The 19352-nt window shown below is 71.7% G+C and carries 18 protein-coding genes; 9 read left to right on the forward strand and 9 right to left on the reverse strand.

Annotated features, from left to right (window positions below; translation table 11 throughout):
• Positions 1-6: 6 nt before the first annotated feature.
• Positions 7-648: a hypothetical protein gene (locus tag G6031_RS00675; RefSeq protein ID WP_182652116.1), complete on the reverse strand. Its 642-nt coding sequence runs from the start codon at positions 646-648 to the stop codon at positions 7-9.
• A gap of 57 nt (positions 649-705) precedes the next feature.
• Here G6031_RS00675 and G6031_RS00680 point away from each other — a divergent pair, with 57 nt between their 5' ends.
• Together G6031_RS00680 and G6031_RS00685 are read left to right on the forward strand one after the other, a co-directional pair.
• Positions 706-2025: a cytochrome P450 gene (locus G6031_RS00680; RefSeq protein ID WP_182652117.1), complete on the forward strand. Its 1320-nt coding sequence runs from the start codon at positions 706-708 to the stop codon at positions 2023-2025.
• A gap of 417 nt (positions 2026-2442) precedes the next feature.
• Entirely contained in the window at positions 2443-4044 is a 1602-nt protein-coding gene (locus G6031_RS00685; RefSeq protein ID WP_241737108.1) for a DUF4389 domain-containing protein, read from the forward strand.
• On the opposite strand, the gene G6031_RS00690 is transcribed toward G6031_RS00685, so the two are convergent.
• A complete protein-coding gene (locus G6031_RS00690) occupies positions 4041-4709 on the reverse strand; it encodes a TetR/AcrR family transcriptional regulator (RefSeq protein WP_182652118.1) in 669 nt (222 codons plus the stop codon). The two genes, G6031_RS00685 and G6031_RS00690, sit on opposite strands and share 4 nt — an antisense overlap.
• Before the next feature lie 81 nt (positions 4710-4790).
• Between G6031_RS00690 and G6031_RS00695 the strand changes: the two genes are divergently transcribed.
• From G6031_RS00695 to G6031_RS00710, 4 genes are all read left to right on the forward strand, one after another.
• A complete protein-coding gene (locus G6031_RS00695; protein WP_179523255.1) occupies positions 4791-5267 on the forward strand; it encodes a nuclear transport factor 2 family protein in 477 nt (158 codons plus the stop codon).
• A 70-nt stretch (positions 5268-5337) separates the two neighbouring features.
• Positions 5338-6066, forward strand: coding sequence for a sulfite exporter TauE/SafE family protein (locus G6031_RS00700; RefSeq protein ID WP_179523254.1), 729 nt, complete (start codon positions 5338-5340; stop codon positions 6064-6066).
• A gap of 100 nt (positions 6067-6166) precedes the next feature.
• The gene (locus tag G6031_RS00705) at positions 6167-7030 is read left to right on the forward strand and encodes an SDR family oxidoreductase (RefSeq protein ID WP_241737109.1); all 864 of its coding nucleotides are present in this window, start codon (positions 6167-6169) and stop codon (positions 7028-7030) included.
• A gap of 47 nt (positions 7031-7077) precedes the next feature.
• A complete protein-coding gene (locus G6031_RS00710) occupies positions 7078-8529 on the forward strand; it encodes an amidase (RefSeq protein WP_182652119.1) in 1452 nt (483 codons plus the stop codon).
• Between the two features lie 355 nt (positions 8530-8884).
• Here the strand turns inward: G6031_RS00710 and G6031_RS00715 are convergent, their stop codons facing one another.
• From G6031_RS00715 to G6031_RS00730, 4 genes are all read right to left on the reverse strand, one after another.
• A complete protein-coding gene (locus G6031_RS00715) occupies positions 8885-10486 on the reverse strand; it encodes an ABC transporter substrate-binding protein (RefSeq protein WP_182652120.1) in 1602 nt (533 codons plus the stop codon).
• Positions 10487-10619: 133 nt separating this feature from the next.
• Complete coding sequence (locus tag G6031_RS00720; protein ID WP_182645471.1) at positions 10620-12224, reverse strand: ABC transporter substrate-binding protein; 1605 nt, start codon at positions 12222-12224, stop codon at positions 10620-10622.
• Positions 12221-13258: an oligopeptide/dipeptide ABC transporter ATP-binding protein gene (locus G6031_RS00725; RefSeq protein ID WP_182652121.1), complete on the reverse strand. Its 1038-nt coding sequence runs from the start codon at positions 13256-13258 to the stop codon at positions 12221-12223. The genes G6031_RS00720 and G6031_RS00725 overlap by 4 nt, the downstream gene beginning before the upstream one ends.
• Complete coding sequence (locus G6031_RS00730; protein WP_346034441.1) at positions 13255-14307, reverse strand: ABC transporter ATP-binding protein; 1053 nt, start codon at positions 14305-14307, stop codon at positions 13255-13257. The genes G6031_RS00725 and G6031_RS00730 overlap by 4 nt, the downstream gene beginning before the upstream one ends.
• 167 nt (positions 14308-14474) lie before the next feature.
• Between G6031_RS00730 and G6031_RS19140 the strand changes: the two genes are divergently transcribed.
• The 3 genes from G6031_RS19140 to G6031_RS00745 are packed head-to-tail and all read left to right on the forward strand — an operon-like array spanning position 14475 to position 17293.
• A complete protein-coding gene (locus G6031_RS19140) occupies positions 14475-15593 on the forward strand; it encodes an ABC transporter permease (protein ID WP_179523249.1) in 1119 nt (372 codons plus the stop codon).
• The gene (locus tag G6031_RS00740; protein ID WP_259847331.1) at positions 15586-16572 is read left to right on the forward strand and encodes an ABC transporter permease; all 987 of its coding nucleotides are present in this window, start codon (positions 15586-15588) and stop codon (positions 16570-16572) included. Before G6031_RS19140 ends, G6031_RS00740 begins: the two co-directional genes overlap by 8 nt.
• A 40-nt stretch (positions 16573-16612) precedes the next feature.
• Positions 16613-17293, forward strand: a complete 681-nt coding sequence (locus G6031_RS00745) for a TetR/AcrR family transcriptional regulator (RefSeq protein WP_182652125.1) — start codon at positions 16613-16615, stop codon at positions 17291-17293.
• Between the two features lie 7 nt (positions 17294-17300).
• Here the strand turns inward: G6031_RS00745 and G6031_RS00750 are convergent, their stop codons facing one another.
• Genes G6031_RS00750 through G6031_RS00760 form a run of 3 tightly spaced genes read right to left on the reverse strand, consistent with a single transcriptional unit; the run spans position 17301 to position 19265 of the window.
• A complete protein-coding gene (locus tag G6031_RS00750; protein WP_182652122.1) occupies positions 17301-18494 on the reverse strand; it encodes an FAD-dependent oxidoreductase in 1194 nt (397 codons plus the stop codon).
• 3 nt (positions 18495-18497) lie between these two features.
• Positions 18498-18761: a hypothetical protein gene (locus G6031_RS00755; protein WP_182645468.1), complete on the reverse strand. Its 264-nt coding sequence runs from the start codon at positions 18759-18761 to the stop codon at positions 18498-18500.
• Between the two features lie 33 nt (positions 18762-18794).
• On the reverse strand, positions 18795-19265 hold the full coding sequence (locus G6031_RS00760) for an aspartate dehydrogenase domain-containing protein (RefSeq protein ID WP_347238410.1): 471 nt from the start codon (positions 19263-19265) through the stop codon (positions 18795-18797).
• Positions 19266-19352: the final 87 nt, after the last annotated feature.

The raw sequence follows: 19352 nt of genomic DNA on the forward strand, positions 1-19352 counted from the left end.
GGCCGGTCAGCGCGGCGCGGGCCGGGCCAGTCCCCCCGCGAGCCAGTCCACGAGATCGGCCACGTACTCCCGGTGGGCCGGTCCGGCCTCCGGGGGGTCGCAGGCCCGCACCGCGAGCTCGGCGGTGAGCATCACGATGAGCTGCCGGACCCGGTGCCCGGCGAACTCCCTGCCGCAGCGGGCGGTCGCGGCCGACACCAGCATCTCGAGCTGGTCCTGGAGAGCGGTGTCGGCGACCGGGCCGCCGGTGACCGTCCGGCCGACCTCGGCGAGCGCACCGACCTGGGCGATCACCCGGAGGGTGCAGCGGCCCTCGTCGTCGTCCAACAGGTCGGCCAACGGGGACACCACCGCCCGGACGATCTCCGCGAGTTCGGGGGTCGACGACGCCCACCGTTGCAGATCGGCCCGACGCTCGTCCTCCATGCGCAGGACCCCGCGGCGCAACACGTCCTCCAACAGGCCCAGGCGGCCGCCGAAGTGGTAGTTGATCGCCGAGTCGTTGCCCTGGCCGGCGTCGCCGACGATGTCGCGGATCCGCGCCGTCCGCCAGCCGTCGGAGGCGAAGCGCCGCAGTCCGGCCTGGTAGAGGGCCTCCCGGGTGGCGGTCGATCGGGGCTGGCGTGAGATCGCGGTGGAGCGGGGCACCCGCCCGAGTGTAGATCGCCCCTTCCCAATGTCTAACAGCACGTGTTAAATGTGGCCATGACCCGCCCAGTTCTTCCCACCCGCGAGCCGGCCCCGACCGAGCCTGCCCCGACCGAGCCGGCCCCGACCGAGCCCGCCCAGACCACCACGGGCCCCGCTTTCGACCCGTTCGACCCCGCGCACCTGGCCGATCCCTATCCCGGCTACCGGCGGTTGCGCGAGACGGACCCGGTCCACCTCCACCGCGGGGACGGCACCGCGGCCCGCCCGGACTTCTGGGCGCTGTCCCGCTACGCCGATGTCGACGCGGCGGTCTGCGACCCGGAGGCGTTCTCCTCCGCCAGCGGTCTGACCTTCTACCGCGACGAGATCGAGAAGCTGGGGCTGGCGCCGACCATCGTCATGATGGACCCGCCGGAGCACACCGGGAAGCGGCGGCTGCTGGCCAAGGCGTTCTCCCCGAAGCGGGTCGCGGAGACCGAGCCGCAGATCCGCGACTTCGTCCGTGGGCGCCTGGCCGAGATGGCCGAGAGGGACGACGACGAGGTGGTCGACCTGCACCGGGACTTCAGCTCGCAGATCCCCACTTTCGTGCTGGCCCAGCTGTTCGACCTGCCGGCAGCGGACCGCCCCCGGTTCGGCCCGTGGGTCAGCGCGCTGACGACCCTGCAGGAGGAGGGGTTCCGTCCGGCGGGCCTCGAGGGCGGAGCGGCGGCGGCGGTGGCGGAGATGTTCGCCTACTTCGGGGAGCTCATCGCCGAGCGGCGCACGAGCCCGGGAGAGGACCTCGTCTCCGCCCTGACGCAGGCCGAGATCGACGGCGAGAGGCTGGACGACTGGGACATCCTCGGGTTCTGCTTCGTGATCGTGGCGGGCGGCAACGACACCACCGGCAATCTCATCTCGCACACCGTGGCGCTGCTCGACGAGCACCCGCCGCAGAGGGAGCTGCTCGTGGCGGACCCGGGGCTGATCCCCGGCGCGCTCTCGGAGTGCCTGCGCTTCGAGTCCAGCGTGCAGGCGCTCGCGCGGACGACCACCCGCGAGGTGACGGTGGGCGGGGTGACGATCCCGGCGGGGGAGAAGGTGATGATGCTCTACGGCTCGGCCAACCGCGACGAGCGCGAGTTCGGTCCCACCGCCGAGGAGCTCGACATCACCCGGGAGATCACCGGGCACCTGGGGTTCGCCCGCGGCCCGCACTTCTGCATCGGCTCGCACTTCGCGCGTCTGCAGGCGCGGATCGCCGTGGAGGAGCTCTACGCCGCGCACCCGGCCATCGGGGTCGACAGGGGCGCGGCCGTCCGGGCGCTCTCGCCGTTCACCCGCGGGTTCCATTCGCTGCCCGCGACGGGGTTCTCCGCGCCGCGGCCCTGACCCGCGCGCCGCGACCCGCACCGCTGTCCCTCTGTTCTCGCGGTCGACACGAGCGGGGCCTGCCTGATCGCCGCGATGTCATCCCACGGGATGAGTGAGGCCTCCTCACCCGCGCCCGGGACGAGCGCATCGGTCCGCAGTTCGATGCGGCGCCGCCACGGCCGCTGTACCGGTAGGTATGTCAGGCCGAAGGCGCAGATCGCGGCGATGTCGCCGGGCGGGGATCACCACCGCGTCCGGGGCCGGGTCCGGGGCCGAGGGCGACCCGGGGGTGAAGGGGGCCGATGGTGGGGTTGGAGCCGGGGCTGGAGACCCGAGTAAACGGGCGTCACACTGCCCGTATAAGAGTAACGTCACCTCATGTAGGCGGATGCGCCGTCCCTGGTGGATCCGCACCCCACTGCACAAGGACTCATCATGGCAACTCCACATGACACCCCGTCCGGGCCGTCCTCCGCCACGGTCCACCACCCTCCCCGAACCCGCCCGGTGAACTGGGTCATGCTCGTCGCGGGGGTCCTGCTGGCCGTGTTCGGCCTCGGGATGACCGCCACCGGCGCGGCTCTCATGGTGGCCGAGGCCTCCCAGCGCGACGGTCGCTACGCCTACACGGACACCGATCGACTCCAGACCGTCGGCCACGCCATCACGACCGCGCCCCTCACGGTCCACGTCGACGAGGGCGCCACCGTCGGCACGTTCGGTCTCGACGACCTGATCAGTATCCAGCTCCGCGCGACCCCGGTGGTCCCCGATCAGGACGTGTTCATCGGCATCGCCGATGCGTCCGATGTCTCGGCCTATCTCAACGACGTCCCCCACGCGGTGTTCGGCGACGACCCGTGGGACACCGGGTACACCGTCGACACCCCGTACACATGGGGCACGGGGTCCGACCCCGACACCGCGCTCGACGAGGTGCCCGGCACCCGCACCCCCGAACCGCCGACCGACCAGGACTTCTGGGCCCAGTCCGCGACGGGCGGCGAGCAGCAGACGATCACCGTCGACCTGCAGTCCGGCGACTGGGTGGTCGTGGTGATGAACGCCGACGGCACCCGCCCGGTGTGGGTCGACGTGCAGGTGGGCGCGCACACCGAGCTGTTCGGGCTCGCCAATCCCGGGGTTCTGGTCACCGGGATCGTGGCGCTGGTGCTGGGGCTGCCGCTGATCCTGCTGGGGACCGCCGGCCTCGGGCGCGACATCGACCGCGGGCCCGGTGCGGGCGTCCCCGCCGTGGGCGCGGGTCCCGATCCGCTGCGTCTGACCGGGCTCCCGGACCCGCAGGTCTCGCGCGCGATGTGGCTGATCAAGTGGCTGCTGGCGATCCCGCACTACATCGTCATCGCGCTGCTGTGGTTCGCGCTGGTGGTCACCACCATCGCCGCGGGCCTGGTCGTGCTGTTCACCGGTCGCTATCCGCGGTCGTGGTTCATGTACAGCGTCGGGGTGCTGCGGTGGAACTGGCGCGTGGGGTTCTACGCCTACTCCGTGCTCGGCACCGATCGGTACCCGCCCTTCTCGCTGGCGCCCGCCGACTACCCGGCCGAGTTGGACGTGGCCTACCCCGAGCGGCTCTCGCGCGGCCTGGTGTTGGTCAAGTGGTGGCTGCTCGTGATCCCGCACCTGCTCATCGTGGGCATCCTCACCGGCGGCGGGGCGGCTCTGACCAGCGCCTCGGAGTACGGGGGCGCCGAGTGGAACATCTCGCTGGTGGGCCTGCTCGTGCTGATCGCCGCGATCGGGTTGCTGTTCACCGGCCGCTACCTGCCCGGGCTCTTCGACCTGATCGTGGGTCTGAACCGCTGGGTGTACCGGGTCGGCTCGTACGTCCTGCTCCTGCGCGACGAGTACCCTCCGTTCCGCCTGGACCAGGGGCCGGAGGAGCCGGTCGGTCACGGGCCGGAGGTCCCGGCGGGTCACGGTCCGGAGGTCCCGGCGGGTCACGGGCCGGAGACCCCGGTCGGCCAGGGGCCGGAGGGTCCGGTCGGTCACGGGCCGGAGGGGCCCACCGTCTAGTCCGTCCCGTCCCCGCCGTCGCGGTGGCCCGTCACCATGCGGGCGAGGAGATCGGCGAGCCGCTCGTCGATCTCCTCGCGCTGGTCGGCCGGGATGTCGAGGGTGTCCAGAAGTGCGCCCCGCAGCACCGGCCAGGCGTAGACGGCGGTGAAGACCAGGAGCAGCTCGACGTCCCCGGCCGGCGGGGGAGAGGTCATGCGCCTCAGGGCGGCGGCCGGTCGTTCGGCCGGGTCGACCATCGGTGGGAACGCCGCCTCGCCGTCCAGGGCCAACCAGGCCAGGAGGCGGCTGATCTCCGGGTGTGCGGTGGCGCCGAGCAGCATCCCGCGCACGGCCTCGCCCGCGTCGTCGAGGTGCTCGAGCCGCGCGGCGCCGAGGCGCACCGCCTCCTGCATGACGGTGGTCAGCAGGGCGTCCTTCCGGCCGACGTGCCGGTGGATCAGGCCGAGGTTGACGTCCGCGGCGTCCGCGATATCGCGCAACGGCACGTGCGGCCCGCGCTCGGACAGTAGCCGCCGGGCCTCGCGCAGGACGGCGGAACGGACCTCGTCGCGACCGGTCGGGCGGGGTCGCGGGGCGCCGTGCCCGCGGGTGGGCGCGGAGTAGGGCGGGGTCGGTCCGGGGAGGCCGTCCTCGTCGTCGTCGGATCGGTTCTCACTTTCCATTCCCAAACTGTACACAATTGACTACAGTCGGGTTGACGGGTGTGGATTGACGCGCCCCGCCCCTCGTGCGAAAGGCCGACGATGACCACCACTGACCGCCGCGACGACATCGACGCGATCAAGTCCCTGAAGTACCGCTACCTGCGTTGTGTGGATCTGCGACTGTGGGACGAGCTCGCCGGGACACTCGCCCCCGAGGTCTCGGCCTCCTACGGCAAGCGCCTGTCCTACACCGGCCGCGACGAGGTGGTGGCCGGGTTGCGGGAGCAGATGACCGACGACGTCATCACCGAGCACCAGGCCCACCACCCGGAGATCGAGGTGGACGGCGACACCGCGACCGGCCGCTGGTACCTGCAGGACCGGGTGATCGTGCCCGCCTTCGACACGATGATCATCGGAAGCGCCTTCTACTCCGACACCTACGCGCGCCAGGACGGTCGCTGGGTCATCACGAGCACCGGCTACAAGCGCACCTACGAGGCGATGCTCAACCTCAAGGACATCCCGAGTTTCCAGCTCACGGACAACCACCTCGCCCCCACCGGCGGGCAGTGAGGGCGCGGGCGGACGGTGCAAGCTCTGCCCGGCGAGTCGGTGACGACGACTGTGACCGTGACGGTGACGCGTGGAGCTGATCGTCATCGCCGCGCTGTGCGTGGCGGCGGCCTCGGTCATCGGCGGCGCCACCGGGTTCGGCACGTCCCTGTTGGCCACCCCGTTGATGCTGATGGCGGGCATCGGACTGGCCGAGACGGTGGTGGTGAACCTTGTCGTGGCCCTGGTCACCAGGGTGGGCGTCACCGTGCAGTTGCGCGCTCACATCACCTGGCCGCGCGTCGCGGTGCTGGGACTGGCGAGTGTGCCGGGCGCCTGGTTGGGCGTTCAGACCATCGCGTTCCTGCCGGAGGAGCACCTCAAGCCGGCGGCAGGCGCGATCACGGTCCTGTGCGGGGTCGCCATGGCGCTGCCCGCGGCCAGGACACCCCGGCCGCCCTCGGCGATCGCGACCGCGGTCACCGGGGTGATCAGCGGGTACTTCTCCACCACCACCTCGCTCAACGGACCGCCGGTCGTCCTGCTGCTCAGCCGGGCCAGGCTGCCGCCGCTGGGCTTCATCGCCGACCTCGCCGGGTACTTCGTCATCACCAGCCTGGTCTCCCTCGCACTGTTGTGGTCGGGCACCGAGATCGACCTGCCCGCCCTGCTGCCCATGGTGGTGGCCTGCACCGTCGTCGGGGTCCTGGCCAACCAGCTCGGAATCGGCATCGCCATGCGCCTGCCCACCCACGTGTTCCGCTCCGCCGTGATCTCCCTCGTGGTGATCGCCGGCCTCGTCACCTTCGCCACCGCGTGATCGACCTTCGCCACCGCGTGATCGACCTTCGCCACCGCGTGATCGCCGTGACGCCCCGCTCCCACTCCCACAGATTCCCGTACCGACCCCGGAGGACCCCATGACCGACAGCACCGCACAGACCGACGGCACCACACAGACCGACACGACCACGCAGACCGACACGACCGCGCAGCACACCGAGACCGCCGGCACCGCACGGGAGAACCGTCTGGCCGGAAAGGTCGCCATCGTCACCGGCGGCGGGCAGGGGGTCGGGGAGGGCATCGCGCTCGGCCTCGCCGAATCCGGTGCCGCGCTGTTGCTGGTCGGGCGTCGGATGCGCAAGCTCGAGCGGGTCGCCGAGATCATCCGCTCGAACGGTGGCACGGCCGAGTGCCTGGCCGTGGACATCATCACCGACGGCGCCCCCGAGGCGATCATCGCGACCGCCGTGGAGAAGCTCGGCGGGGTCGACATCCTGGTCAACAACGCCAACATGGCCATGCCGCTGCCGCTGTCCGACTACCCCGACGACGAGTTCCGCAAGGCCTTCGAGGGCGGCCCCCGAGTGACCTTCACCCTGATGAAGCTGGCCCGGCCCGAGATGGCCAAGCGCGGAGGGGGCACGATCATCAACCTCGTGACCGCCGCCGCCGTCCGGTGGGACGCCGCGAACTACGGCGTCTACGCCGCGGTCAAGGAGGCCATCCGCGCCCTGACCCGCGCCGCCGCCTACGAGTGGGCGGCCGAGGGCACCCGCGCCCTCAACGTGGCGCCACACGCCCACAGCCCCGGGCTGGACTGGTGGATGGAGAACAACCCCGAGGAGGCGGAGGAGTTCGTGTCGAGCATCCCCGCCGGCCGCGTGGGCGACCCCCTCCCCGACATCGGTCGCCCGGTGGCCTGGCTGTGCTCGGCCGAGGCCTCGTACCTCAGCGGTGCCACCATCCCCCTCGACGGCGGCCAGTCCCGCTGGGGCTGACCTCGTCGTCGTCGTCCCACCCCGCCCCCTCCCGGAAAGCTGCCGCCATGACCCCGACCCCCGGCCCCGCGACCACCGCACCGAACAGCCGAGATGCGCTGGCCCTGGCCGCCGACATCCGCTCCGGCTCCACCGACCCCGCCGAGGTGCTGGAGGAGGCGGTCCGCCGGATCGAGCGGCTTGACCCCGGGCTCAACGCCGTGGTCTCCACCCGCGTCGACGCCGCGCGCGCCGAGGTGGCGGCGGGACTGCCGGACGGCCCGCTCCGGGGCGTGCCGATCGTCATCAAGAACCTCGGCACGGATGTGGCGGGGCAACCCGCCACGGACGGTTCGAGGCTCTTCGCCGACGTCGTCGCGACCGTCGACAGCGCGGTCGTCCGGCGGTACAAGGCGGCGGGAATGGTCGTCCTGGGCACCACCAACGTGCCCGAGATGGGCAAGACCACCACCACCGAATCGCTCCTGTACGGGCCCTGCCGCAACCCCTGGGACACCTCCCGCTCCACCGGGGGCTCCAGCGGCGGGTCGGCGGCGGCGGTGGCCTCGGGGATGGTGCCGGTCGCGCACGCCACCGACGGGGGTGGCTCGATCCGCATCCCCGCGGCGATGTGCGGGCTGGTCGGGCTCAAGCCCAGTCGAGGTCGGGTACCCGCCTGGCCGCATCCCTCCGCGCTGGCCGCGCCGATCTCGTACCACCACGCCGTGACCACGACCGTGCGCGACAGCGCGGCACTACTCGACGCGGTGGCGGGCCACGTGCCAGGCGACGCCTACGGAGCCCCGACCCCGCGGCGGCCGTTCGTGGAAGAGGTCGGATTCGACCCCGGGGTCCTACGGATCGGCGTGATGCGCACGGCCCCGGGCCCGTTCCCGACCGATCCCGAGTGCTCGGCGGCCGTGGACCGGACGGCGACCCACCTGTCCGGGCTCGGGCACGAGCTGGCCGAGGTGGAACTCGGCATCGACGTGATCGAGGCGATGACGGCCCTCGGCGACATCATGGGCGCGAGCCTGCGGGCGAGCGTCGAGGACCGGCTCGCCGCGCTGGGCCGGGAGCTCCGCGAAGGCGACCTGGAACCGTGGACCATGGCGATCCTCGACAACGCCGGAGCGCTGACCGCGCCGCGCGTGGCCCGCGCCCTGCAGACCGCCCAGCGCACCGGCTGGCGGATCGCCGAGCTGTTCCACGACGCCGGATTCGACGCGCTGCTCCTCCCGACTATGCCGGCCACGACCCCCGAGCTGGGCTACCTCGACGTCACCGACCCGGGCTCCATGTGGACCAGGTCGTCGACGTTCTCGGCCGCCACCAGCATGTTCAACCTCTCCGGCCAGCCCGCCCTCTCGCTGCCGGCCGGCACCGACGCCCGGGGCATGCCGGTGGGGGTGCAACTGGTCGCGGACTACGCCCGCGAGGACACACTGCTGAGGCTGTCGGGCCAGCTCGAGGCCGCGGCGCCGTGGCCGGCGGTGGCCCCGGGATACGCGGGGTGGTGACGCGCGGGAGTTGATCGTCCGGGCGCGGGCATGCGGTGACCCGCCCGGCGCATCCCGTGGACCGCCCGCGTATCCCGCGCGTCCCGCCCCGAGCCCGGCGCCCATCCGCTCCCGCGCCTGGCGTCTCGCTCGTGCGCCCGTACATGTCGGGTGCAGCCGCTTCTGGGGATGGCGTCTCGCCTGCACATCGGCGCACGCGAGGCGCCATGGTCGCGTGCGGCTGGGGCCGGACGAGCGAACCCATCCGCGCAGATCTACTCGAACACGTCGCGACCCCGGATCCACGTCGCGACCCCGGATCCACCTCGCGACCCCGGATCCCTTCGGTGGGATCCGGGGTCGTCGGCGTTCACGGTCAGTCCTGCACGAACGCCCCGTCGAACATCATCGTCGAGAACAGGGTGGGGGCGACGCCCCGGACCGAGTCGTCGATCACCACGTACTCCTCCGCGTTGGCGATCACCGCGAACGGCACGACGCGGTTGTAGACCTCCTGCAGGGCATCCAGCGCCGCCTTCTGCGATTCGAGATCCGGCGCGGCCTTGAACGCCGAGACCGCGGCGGTGAGCTCGGGGTCGTCGACGCCGGAGAGGTTGAGCGACCCGCCCGGAACCATGGCACCGGCGAAGGTGGACGCCGGATCGGCGTCGGACGGCGACAGCCCGCCCACCACCGCCTCGAAGTCACTGGTGAACTGCCGGGCGACGACCTGCGCGACGGGCCCGCTCTGGATGGTGACGTCGAAGCCGGCGGCGTCCAGCAACGCCTTGATCGCCACCCCGGTCTCCATGTTCTCGGGGCTATCCGCCACCAGCAGTGTCAGGGAACCGTCCCAGTCCGGCCGATCGGACCTGACCTCCTCCACCAGGGCGCGGGCCTGCTCGACGTCGTACCGCGGCCCCTCCAGCCCGTCGTAGAAGCGCGAGGACTCGGCGATGAGCGCGGCGGTGGGCTGCCCGAGACCGCCTGTCAGGCGCTGGTCGATCAGGTCGCGATCGAGTGCGTGGGCGAAGGCCCGGCGGGCCCGCTCGTCGGTGAGGACCCCGTCGTACCCGGCCGCCCCGGCGTTGAGGTTGACGATGGACCCGGCGCTGGTGACCACCTCGAACCCGCGCTCGCCCCGGTCCTGGGCGGCGGTGACGGTCTTGGCCCCGCGCAGGAAGCCCACCTGCAGCTCACCGGTCTGGAACGCCTCATAGGTGCCCTGCGAGCCGGGGATCCGGACGAAGCGCAGGGTGGGGCAGACCGGGCCGCCGTAGTAACCGGGGTTCGGCTCCAGCACGACCTCCTGGTCCGGGGTGTAGGACGCCACGGTGAACGCCCCCGCACCGATCGGCTCGCGAGCCCAGTCCTCGGGACTCGTCGCCTCGTAGGCGTCCCGGGGAATGACCTCCCCGGCGACGCCCGCGAGCAGGATCGGGAAGCCGGCCCACGGCTCGGCCAGGGAGAACTCGACGGTGAGCGGGTCCACGACGCGGGTGCGTTCCACCTGCATCGCGTCCGTCATCGCGTTCGAGCGCGTGGCCGGGTCCTTGTGCAGGTCGAGGGTGAACGCCACGTCCTCGGCGGTGAGGGCGTCGCCGTTGGAGAAGGTGACACCGTCCCGCAGGGTCAGGGTCCACACGGTGTTGTCGTCAGTGGACTCGAGGGACTCGGCGAGCTTGGGTTCGAACTCCTCGGACTCCGGGTTCCACCGCATGAGCCTGTCGTAGACCGCGGCGGACTGGGCGGCGCCGCGGACGCCGAACATCCCCTGTCCCGGAGCGAAGGTGGGGAGCATGGCGTACTCGCCCACGGTGATGGTGCCGCCTGCGCGGTCCTCGGTGCAGCGCTCGGACAGGTCCGGGGTGGTGGCGCCGGACGCGGCCCCGGCGGTCCGGGTGTCACCGCCCCCGCAGGCGGTGAGGGTGAGGGTGGTCGCGGCGAGGACGGCCAGGGCGCTGGTGACGCGGGTCATCTGTTCTCCTTGTGGGTGTGTGGACATGGTCGGGACACAACGGGGCCCCGGGCGGCCCCGCCGTGGGGCGGGAGCCCGGGGCCCGTGTGCGTGGGGGAGCGGAGTGGAGCCGGCCGAACAGGGCCGGCGGGGGTCACTCCTGGACGAACGCCCCGTCGTAGAGGACCGTCGAGGACAGGGTCGGGGTGAGACCCCCGACGGTGTCGGAGATCGCGACGTACTGCTCGGCGTTGGCCATCACGGTGAACGGCTGCACCTCGTTGAAGACCTCCTGCAGGCGGGTGAGCGCCTCCTTCTGGGCGTCGAGGTCGGCGGCGGCCTTGAGGTCGTTGATGGCGGCGGTGAGCTCCGGGTCGTCGATCCCGGTGATGTTGGTCGCCCCGGTCGGGAGCATTCCGCTGGCGAAGGCGGCCGCAGGATCGGCGTCCGAGGTGGCCAGTCCGCCGATCACGATCTCGAAGTCCCCGGTGAACTGGCGTGCCGTGACCTGGGAGACCGGCGCGTTGTCGATCACGACCGTGAACCCGGCCGCGTCCAGCAGCGCCTTGGCCACGACTCCGGCCTCGATGTTCTCGGGACCGTCGCCGATGAGCATGCGCAGGGTGCCGTCCCAGTCCGGGGTGTCGGCCTTGACCTCCTCCACCAGGGCCCGGGCCGCCTCCACGTCGTACGCAGGCCCTTCCTGGCCGTCGTAGAGCCGGGAGGAGTCGGCGACGAGTGCGGAGGTGGCCTGGCCCTCACCGTTGTAGAGGCGCTGGTTCCACAGGTCGCGGTCCAGCGCGGCGGCGACGGCCTGGCGGGCGCGGACGTCGGTCAGGACGCCGTCGTATCCGGCCTTGCCGGAGTTCATGTTGATCACCGAGCCGGAGCTGATGATCTCCTCGAAGCCGCGGACCTCGTCGTCCTGGGCCATGTTCACGAACTTGGCGCCGCGCAGGAACCCGACCTGGACCTCACCCGTCTGGAACGCGTCGTAGGTGCCCTGGGATCCGGGGATGCGGATGAACTTCAGGGTCGGGCAGACGGGACCGCCGTAGTAGTCGGGGTTGGGCTCGAGCACGGTCTCCTGGTCCGGCGTGAAGTCGGCGACGGTGAACGCTCCGGCGCCGATCGGGTTGCTGGCCCACTCCTGCGGGTCGGCGGCCTCGTAGGCGTCCCGGGGGATGACCTCCCCGACGGTCCCGGCGAGCGTGATGGGGAACCCGGCCCACGGGTCGGCGAGCGTGAACTCGACGGTGAGCGGGTCCACCACCCGCGCCTCGGTGATCTCCATGGCCTCGGTCATCGCGACCGACCGGGTGGCGGGGTCCTTGTGCAGGCCCACCGTGAACGCGACGTCCTCCGCGGTGAGCGGGTCGCCGTTGGAGAAGGTCACTCCGTCGCGGAGGGTGAGGGTCCACACGGTGTTGTCGTCGTTGGACTCCAGCGACTCGGCCAGCTTGGGCTCGAACTCCTCGGCCTCCGGGTTCCACACCATGAGCCGGTCGTAGACGGCCGCCGACTGGGCGCCGCCGCGGACGCCGTACTGGCCCTGGCCGGGCGCGAAGCTGGGGAGCATGGAGAACTCGCCCACGGTGATCGTGCCGCCGGCGCGGTCCTCGGTGCAGCGCTCGGACTGGTCCGGCGCGAGGCCCTCGCCGCCGGCCGCGGCGGTCGAGTCGTCCCCGCCCCCGCCACATGCGGTCAGGGTCAGGGTGGCCGCCGCTAGTACGGCCAGTGCGCTGGTGGTGCGCTTCATCGGTTCTCCTCGAGAGGGTGGTGGCACGCGACCTGGTGGCCGGGTGCGATGACGGTCAGCTGTGGGCGTTCGGCTGCGCAGATCTCGGTGGCCCGGGGGCACCGGGTACGGAAGCGGCAACCGGACGGGGGGTCGAGCGGGGAGGGCAGTTCCGAACTCGTGGCGGTGATCGGCGACTCGCCGAGCGTGTCCGCGAGGGTGCCGCCGAGTGTGGGGGCCGACGAGATGAGCAGCATCGTGTACGGGTGGGCGGGCGCGCGGTAGAGGGAGGAGGTGTCGGCGACCTCGCACACCGTGCCGAGGTACATCACGGCCACCTGGTCGGCGATGTTGTGCACCACCGACAGGTCGTGGGAGATGAAGACCATCGTCAGCCGGTAGCGCTCCTTCATCTCCTCGAGCAGATTGAGGATCTGCGCCTGCACGGAGACGTCGAGCGCCGAGACCGGCTCGTCGCACACCAGCACCTCGGGCTCGAGCACCAGTGCCCGGGCCAGCGCGATGCGTTGGCACTGGCCGCCCGAGAACTCGGACGGGCGCCGGCCACCGGCGTGGTCGGGGTCCAGGCCCACCGCCTCGAGGGCCGCGTCGACCCGGCGCCGGATCTCCTCCCGGCCACCGTCGACGCCCTGGATCTCCAGGCCCTCCGCCACGATGTCCCGGACCCTGCGGCGGGGATTGAGCGACGAGACGGGGTCCTGGAACACCATCTGGATCAGCTTCCGGGCCCGGGTGAGGGAGGCCCCGGAGAGCGAGCACAGGTCGGTCTCGTCGACCATCACCCGCCCGGAGGTGGGACGGGGGAGCTGGAGCAACGCGCGACCGAGGCTGGACTTGCCGCAGCCGGACTCGCCGACCAGAGCCAGCGTCCTGCCGCGGGGGACGTCGAGGGAGACGTCCGAGACGGCGTGGACCGTCCCCTTGCGGGTGTGGTACTCGACGGTCACGTGATCGACGACGAGCTTGGCGTCCCCGAGCCGTCCCGCGTCCGGCGGGGTGGCCGCGTCGGCGACGTGCTGACTGGAGCCGGTCATGAGGCCTCGCTGCTGGTGCGGTGGTGGACGGGGACGGTGGGGTGGAGACATCCGACGCGGTGGACGGTGGTCGCCGTGGGGTGGGAGGTGGAGGCCGTGGCGAGGTCCCCGAGAGGGGGGTCGACGACGAGGCAGTCGTCCGCCACCCGGGGGCATCTCGGGGCGAACCGGCATCCCGGCGGCATCTCCCGCAGGTTCGGCGGGCGCCCCTCGATCACGGTGAGCCGGGTGTGCGGAGGCAGGTCCGGCCGCGGGATCGAGTCCAGCAGTGCGCCGGTGTAGGGGTGCGCGGGTTCGTCGAGCAGCGCCCGGGTGTCGCCCACCTCGAGGAACCGACCGGCGTACATGACCCCGATCCGGTCGGTGTGCTGCGAGACCACGGCGAGGTCGTGGCTGACCAGGATCATCGCCATGTCCCCGTCGGCCTGCAGCCCGTGGAGGAGGTCGAGGATCTCGTGCTGCACCGTCACGTCGAGCGCGGTGGTGGGCTCGTCGGCGATGAGCAGCTTGGGCGAGCAGGACAGGGCGATGGCGATCCCGACGCGTTGGCGCATGCCGCCGGAGAGCTGGTGGGGGTACTCGGTGAGGCGGGCGCGGGGAGAGGGGATCCGGACCCGCTCGAGGAGCTCGACCGCGCGGTCGGCCGCCTCCCGGCGACCCAGTCCCAGATGGTGCCGCAGCGGGTCGATGATCTGCCGACCGATGGTCCGGATGGGGTTGAGCGAGGTGAGCGGGTCCTGGAAGACCATCGCGATCTCGCGTCCCCAGAACTTCTGTGCCTCGCGCTGGGACAGGGCCAGGACGTCCCGGCCGTCGAAACGGACCGTCGAGGAGGGATCCACCCGCGCGGAGGTGGGGGCGATGCCCATGATCGAGCGGACGAGCATCGACTTGCCGGAGCCGGACTCGCCGACGATGCCGATCGTCTCGCCGCGGCGCAGGGAGATGTCGACCCCGTCGACGGGCGTGATGCGCCCGGAGGGGGTGTCGATGTGGGTGCGGAGTTCCCGGACCTCGAGCAGCAGGTCGTCCCGGTCGTTCGACGACACGGGTCGGCGGGGTGGTGCGGCGGCGATGACGGCCTCCTCGGTGTGATGGTCCGGTCTAAGTCATCTACTTAATCCGTCTTGCTGTGACGAGTATCACGGCATATGGTGTCTACGTCAAGACGACTAAGTAACCGCCTCAGGCGGTGTCTCAATCGAAGGGTCTCTACGTGCTCAGGTTCATTGGCGAACGCGCTCTGCACGCGGTCGTCGTCGTCGTACTCGCCGCGACCGGCGCGTTCTTCCTCATGGAGGCGGTGCCGGGCGACTCCGCGGCCTCGGCCGTCGGCCCGGGAGCCACCGCGGAGCAATACCAGCTGGCGAGGGAGGAGCTTGGGCTGGACGATCCCGTGTGGACCCGGTTCACCGACTGGGTCGGAGGGGTGGCCTCCGGCGACCTCGGGAACTCGCTGGTCCCGCCCAACCAGTCCGTGGTGGAGCTGATCGGCAACGCGCTGCCGGTCACCATGCAGCTCGCGTTCCTGTCGATCATCCTCTCGCTGGCGATCGCGGTGCCCGTCGCCGTGTGGTCGGCCTACCGGCGCGGTGGGGTGTTCGACCAGGTGGCCTCGATCGTGGCGTTCGCGTTCATCTCGGTCCCCAGCTTCGTGGCCGGCCTGCTGCTGATCTACCTGTTGGTCTTCAACCACTCGTTGGCGCAGCAGTTGATCCTCGGCGCGGCGGTGGTGATCGGCCTCGCGGTGGCGCTGTCCCCGCTCGGCAGGCGCGGCGGCCCCGGGTCACCCGGGGTGATGTGGGGCCGGGCCCTGATCGGTGGCGTCGCGGTGGGCGCGGTGCTGGCCCTGCTGGCCCTGTTCCTCCCCGAGTTCCCGCGGCAGGGCTACGTGCCGCTGGCCGACGGACTGGGGGAGAACCTGCGGAGCATCGCCCTGCCGGCCATCACCCTCGCCCTGATGGAGGTCGCGATCTTCACCCGCGTCCTGCGGACCGACATGATCTCCACCCTCCAGCAGGACTTCGTCCTCTCGGCCCGCGCCAAGGGCATGCCCACCCGGCACGTCCTGGTCGCGGAGGCGCTGCGGCCGTCCACGGTCTCCATCATCACCCTGGCCGGGATCAGTCTGGGCCGGCTCATCGGCGGGACGGTGGTGGTCGAGCGGCTGTTCAACCTCCCCGGCATGGGCAGCATGATCGTCGACGCCGTCCAGAACGACAACCTGCCGGTCGTACTCGGCGGGGTGATCGTGATCGCCGTGTTCTACGTCCTGGTCAACATGACCGTCGACGTCACGTACGCACTCATCGACCCGAGGATCCGCCGTGGCTGACACCGACCCGACCCGCCCCGATTCCAGCCGCCCCGATCCCACCGGGGCAGCCTCCACCCGCGCTGCCTCCGGGCCCGTCGCGGGCCCCGCCGTCGTCGCCGATCCCACCGTGGCCGCCGCCACCCCGGTACGCCGCCGTCCGAGGATGCCCCGGTTGTCCGGACTCGGCACCGCGCTCGCCCTGGCCTGGACCGTCCTCATCGTCCTGGGCGCACTGTTCGTGGACTTCCTGCCGCTGGCCGAGGCGCGCGACCCGTCCCTCGCGCTGATGACGCCGTCGACCCTCGCCCCCGACCTGCTGTCCGACCATCCCCTCGGGACGGACGGACAGGGCCTGGACATCCTGGGAGGCCTGCTCTACGGCGCCCGGGTCTCCCTCGTCGTGGGCATCGGCGGAGTCCTGGTCGGGGCCCTCGTCGGTGGCGCGCTCGGGCTGGTGGCCGGCTACCGGGGTGGGTGGACCGATCGCATCGTCTCCATCATCACTGACACCCTGCTGGCGTTCCCGTCGCTCATCCTGCTCATCGCGATCGTCACCGTGCTCGACCCGACGCTGCCCAACATCACCCTCGCCCTCGGGATCATGGTTGTCCCGGCCTACGCCCGGCTCGTCCGGGCCAACGCGATGAGCTTCGCCGGCCGGGAGTTCGTCACCGCGGCGAGGTCGCTCGGGGCGGGTGAACTGCGGATCATGCTGCGGGAGGTCACCCCGAACATCGTCCAGCCGGTCTTCTCGTACAGCTTCATGCTCGTCGCCGTGTTGATCGTGGCCGAGGCGTCGCTGAGCTACCTGGGGCTGAGCATTCCCCGGCCGGAACCGACATGGGGCAACATGATCAGTGCCGGTCAGGCCGATTTCCAGCGATACCCGTATCTCGTCGGCGTCCCGGCGGTCGTACTATTCCTGACGGTGCTCAGTTTCAATCAGCTGGGCGAGGCGGCAGGTCGGAAGTGGAGTCCCGGTGCAGCGAAGATCTGATGAGACCTCAGCCGAGGGGAGCGCAGCCGACGTGGCCGAGATGCCCGAGGAGGCCGGCGATTCCCGCGAGGCCAAGGACGCCAAGACGGCGATGATCGAGGTCGCCGAGAAGATGATCAGCGAGCGGGGGCTGGACGACGTCTCGATGCGCGACGTCGCGACGGCGGCCGGTCAACGCAACAACTCGGCCGTCCAGTACCACTTCGGCAGCCGCGACGGGTTGATCCTGCAGGTGTTGCGACGCCGGATCATCTCCCTGGACTCCGCCCGGAAGGCGCGGCTGGCCGCGGCCGACGAGCAGGGTCTGGGCTACGACCTGCACACCCTCGTCGGGGTGCTGTTCGAACCGATCGTCGAGCTCCTGCGCGCCCACCCCGAGGCCACGCACTACGCGCGGTTCCTGCAGCGGGTCGGGCCGGTCATGGCGCCGGGCATCCCGGAGGCGGATCTGCGGACGGCGACCGACGACGTGGTGGTGCGGCTGATCGACGTGCTCTCCCACTTGCCGCGGCGGGTGGCGTTCGAACGCATCGACCTGGCCACCCAGATGTTCACCGGGGCGCTGGCGGTCTACGAGGACCGCCGGGACGCCCGGAACACCGTGGTCAACGCGCGGTTCGAGGACGTCGTGGCGCACCTCTACGACATGATCGAGGCCGCACTGTGTGCCGGGGCGGGGTCCGGGGCCGGGTCCGGGGCCGGGGCCGTGTCGCGGGACTGACCCGCCTTCAGACCCGCCCGCGGAGCAGCTTCCGGAAGTAGACCATCGGCTGCAGATACCGGTCGAACGCGTAGGTCGAGCGTCTGGGCACGGTCAGGTCGATCCCGCGCACCGACGGTGCGGGCCGACCGTCCCGGTCGTGCTCGACCAGCATCAGCCGGTCGCGGCTCACGGCGATCGGGATGATCGTGTAGCCGTCGTACCGCGTGCCGGGTCCGCCGTCACGGGCCGCGCGCAGGTTGTCGGCGACCACCGCCACCTGCGGTCTCAGCGCCCCTCCTGACGGACGGGTGTCGACGGTCGCGGCGTCGCCCAGGCCCCAGACCGAGTCGAGGCGCGCGTGGCGCAGGGTCCGGGGGTCCACCTCGACCAGCCCGGCGACACCGCCGTCGGACAACCCGGCGTCGGCGATGAACTTCGGCGCGCGGCTCAGAGGGGTGACGTAGGCCAGGTCGACGTCCTCGATCGTGGTGGGGACCGGGCCGTCGAGTGTGACGGTGCGGGCGTGGTGATCCACGGCGGCGACCTCGGATCCCTCGTGGACGGTGATGCCGTACTCCCGGAGGTACGGCTGCACCCGCGAGTCGCACGGTTCGAGTCCGAGGAGTCCGCGGAACGGGGTCACCAGGTGCACGTCGATACGATCGAGCACCTTCTCGCGCCGCCAGCGGTCGCACGCCAGGAACATGGCCTTGAGCACGGTCCCGCCGCAGGAGGCGGGTTCGGGTGGCACCGAGAACACCACGGTCCCCTCGCGCAGGCGGACCAGCGCGGCGCACGCGCGACCCGCGTACTCGGGCACGTGGGCCGAGGCCGCCCATCCGGCGACGTAGGCCTTGTCCAGCCCGGGGACCGCGTCCCACCGCGGGGTCAGGCCGGGGCACACGACCAGGTCCTCGTAGGTGATCGTGGGACCCTCCTCGCGCGGACCGAGGGTGACGGTGTGGGCGTCCGTGTCGACCCGTCCGGCCAGGTGGGGGAGCAGGTGGACGCCGGCGGGGACGACGTCCGTCATCGCGCGTTCGTACCGCCTCATCGGTGCCAGGCCGGTGGCGGCGTAGTTGAGCATCGGCCGGTACCGGTGCACGGGACTCGGGTCGACCAGAGCGATGTTCTGCCGACCGTCCCGGCGCAGGCGGGCCGCCAGGGAGATCCCGGCGTTGCCCCCTCCGATGATCACGGTGTCGAACGCGGCGGACACGGGTCAGACCGTCACTGCGTAGCCCACGAGCCCGATGACCAGGAGGAGGACGACGACGACGATGACGACGATCGGGATGTATGCCCCCTTCTTGGACGGGGACGGGGTGGGGCTCTGCCGTTGCGTCGGGCTCTGCTTCTCCGTGGCGCTGTCCGACTGCATCGACGTGGAATCGGAGTCCGGGGTCTGCGGTCCGTCGGGTGAACCGCCGCTGTCGAGATCGGGGCTCTGACTCGGATCGGGGTCGGAGGGCCGTGCGTGGGTCATGGGACACCTTTCGTGGCGGCTGGACCCTCCACGCTATGGCGTCACCCGCGCACCCTCCACCGGTCGGGCCGCAGCCACGACCACCACCCCGGGCCCGGCCCCGGCCCTGATCGAGGTGAGGACCCCGGCCACCGACCATGCCGTGATCGCCGAGGTGCGGCCACCGGAGTCCGGGTCCACCGCGTTCTCGAAACGCATGTCGTAGCGGCCCACCGGGGACTCCCACTCCACCACGTGTCGGGTGCGCTGCACCCCGGGGTCGGCCACCACGATCGACTCCACGCGGTCCAGGCCGAGCGTCGCGAGCGCGAGCGCCACGGAGGCGTTGGAGGTGCGGGGGAACTCCAGCGCCGCCTCCCGCGCGGACCCGCGGAAGACCTCGAGGGGCGTGTCGAGGGTCTGCCGGATGCCCAGGGCGGCCGGGCTCTTGATGGTGACGTGGCGAAGCGCGGCCTCATCGGTGCCCGCCCGGGCCGCCGCCGCGAGGACGTCCAGTCCGCCCACCGCCCCGGCGGGGAACGAGGACGCGGCCCGGGCCGTCCCCGATCAGGTCCTGCGGGTACTCGTGCCGCGCGAACACCCCGCACGAGC

It is taken from the genome of Dietzia sp. CQ4, from assembly GCF_014145125.1.
GTDB lineage: Bacteria > Actinomycetota > Actinomycetes > Mycobacteriales > Mycobacteriaceae > Dietzia > Dietzia natronolimnaea.

Excerpts from the sequence above, each read along its gene's own strand:
- G6031_RS00680 (WP_182652117.1), top strand. The coding sequence starts at position 706 with ATGACCCGCCCAGTTCTTCCCACCCGCGAGCCGGCCCCGACCGAGCCT.
- G6031_RS00685 (WP_241737108.1), top strand. The coding sequence starts at position 2,443 with ATGGCAACTCCACATGACACCCCGTCCGGGCCGTCCTCCGCCACGGTC.
- G6031_RS00690 (WP_182652118.1), bottom strand. The coding sequence starts at position 4,709 with ATGGAAAGTGAGAACCGATCCGACGACGACGAGGACGGCCTCCCCGGA.
- G6031_RS00695 (WP_179523255.1), top strand. The coding sequence starts at position 4,791 with ATGACCACCACTGACCGCCGCGACGACATCGACGCGATCAAGTCCCTG.
- G6031_RS00705 (WP_241737109.1), top strand. The coding sequence starts at position 6,167 with ATGACCGACAGCACCGCACAGACCGACGGCACCACACAGACCGACACG.
- G6031_RS00710 (WP_182652119.1), top strand. The coding sequence starts at position 7,078 with ATGACCCCGACCCCCGGCCCCGCGACCACCGCACCGAACAGCCGAGAT.
- G6031_RS00715 (WP_182652120.1), bottom strand. The coding sequence starts at position 10,486 with ATGACCCGCGTCACCAGCGCCCTGGCCGTCCTCGCCGCGACCACCCTC.
- G6031_RS00720 (WP_182645471.1), bottom strand. The coding sequence starts at position 12,224 with ATGAAGCGCACCACCAGCGCACTGGCCGTACTAGCGGCGGCCACCCTG.
- G6031_RS00725 (WP_182652121.1), bottom strand. The coding sequence starts at position 13,258 with ATGACCGGCTCCAGTCAGCACGTCGCCGACGCGGCCACCCCGCCGGAC.
- G6031_RS00745 (WP_182652125.1), top strand. The coding sequence starts at position 16,613 with ATGCCCGAGGAGGCCGGCGATTCCCGCGAGGCCAAGGACGCCAAGACG.
- G6031_RS00755 (WP_182645468.1), bottom strand. The coding sequence starts at position 18,761 with ATGACCCACGCACGGCCCTCCGACCCCGATCCGAGTCAGAGCCCCGAT.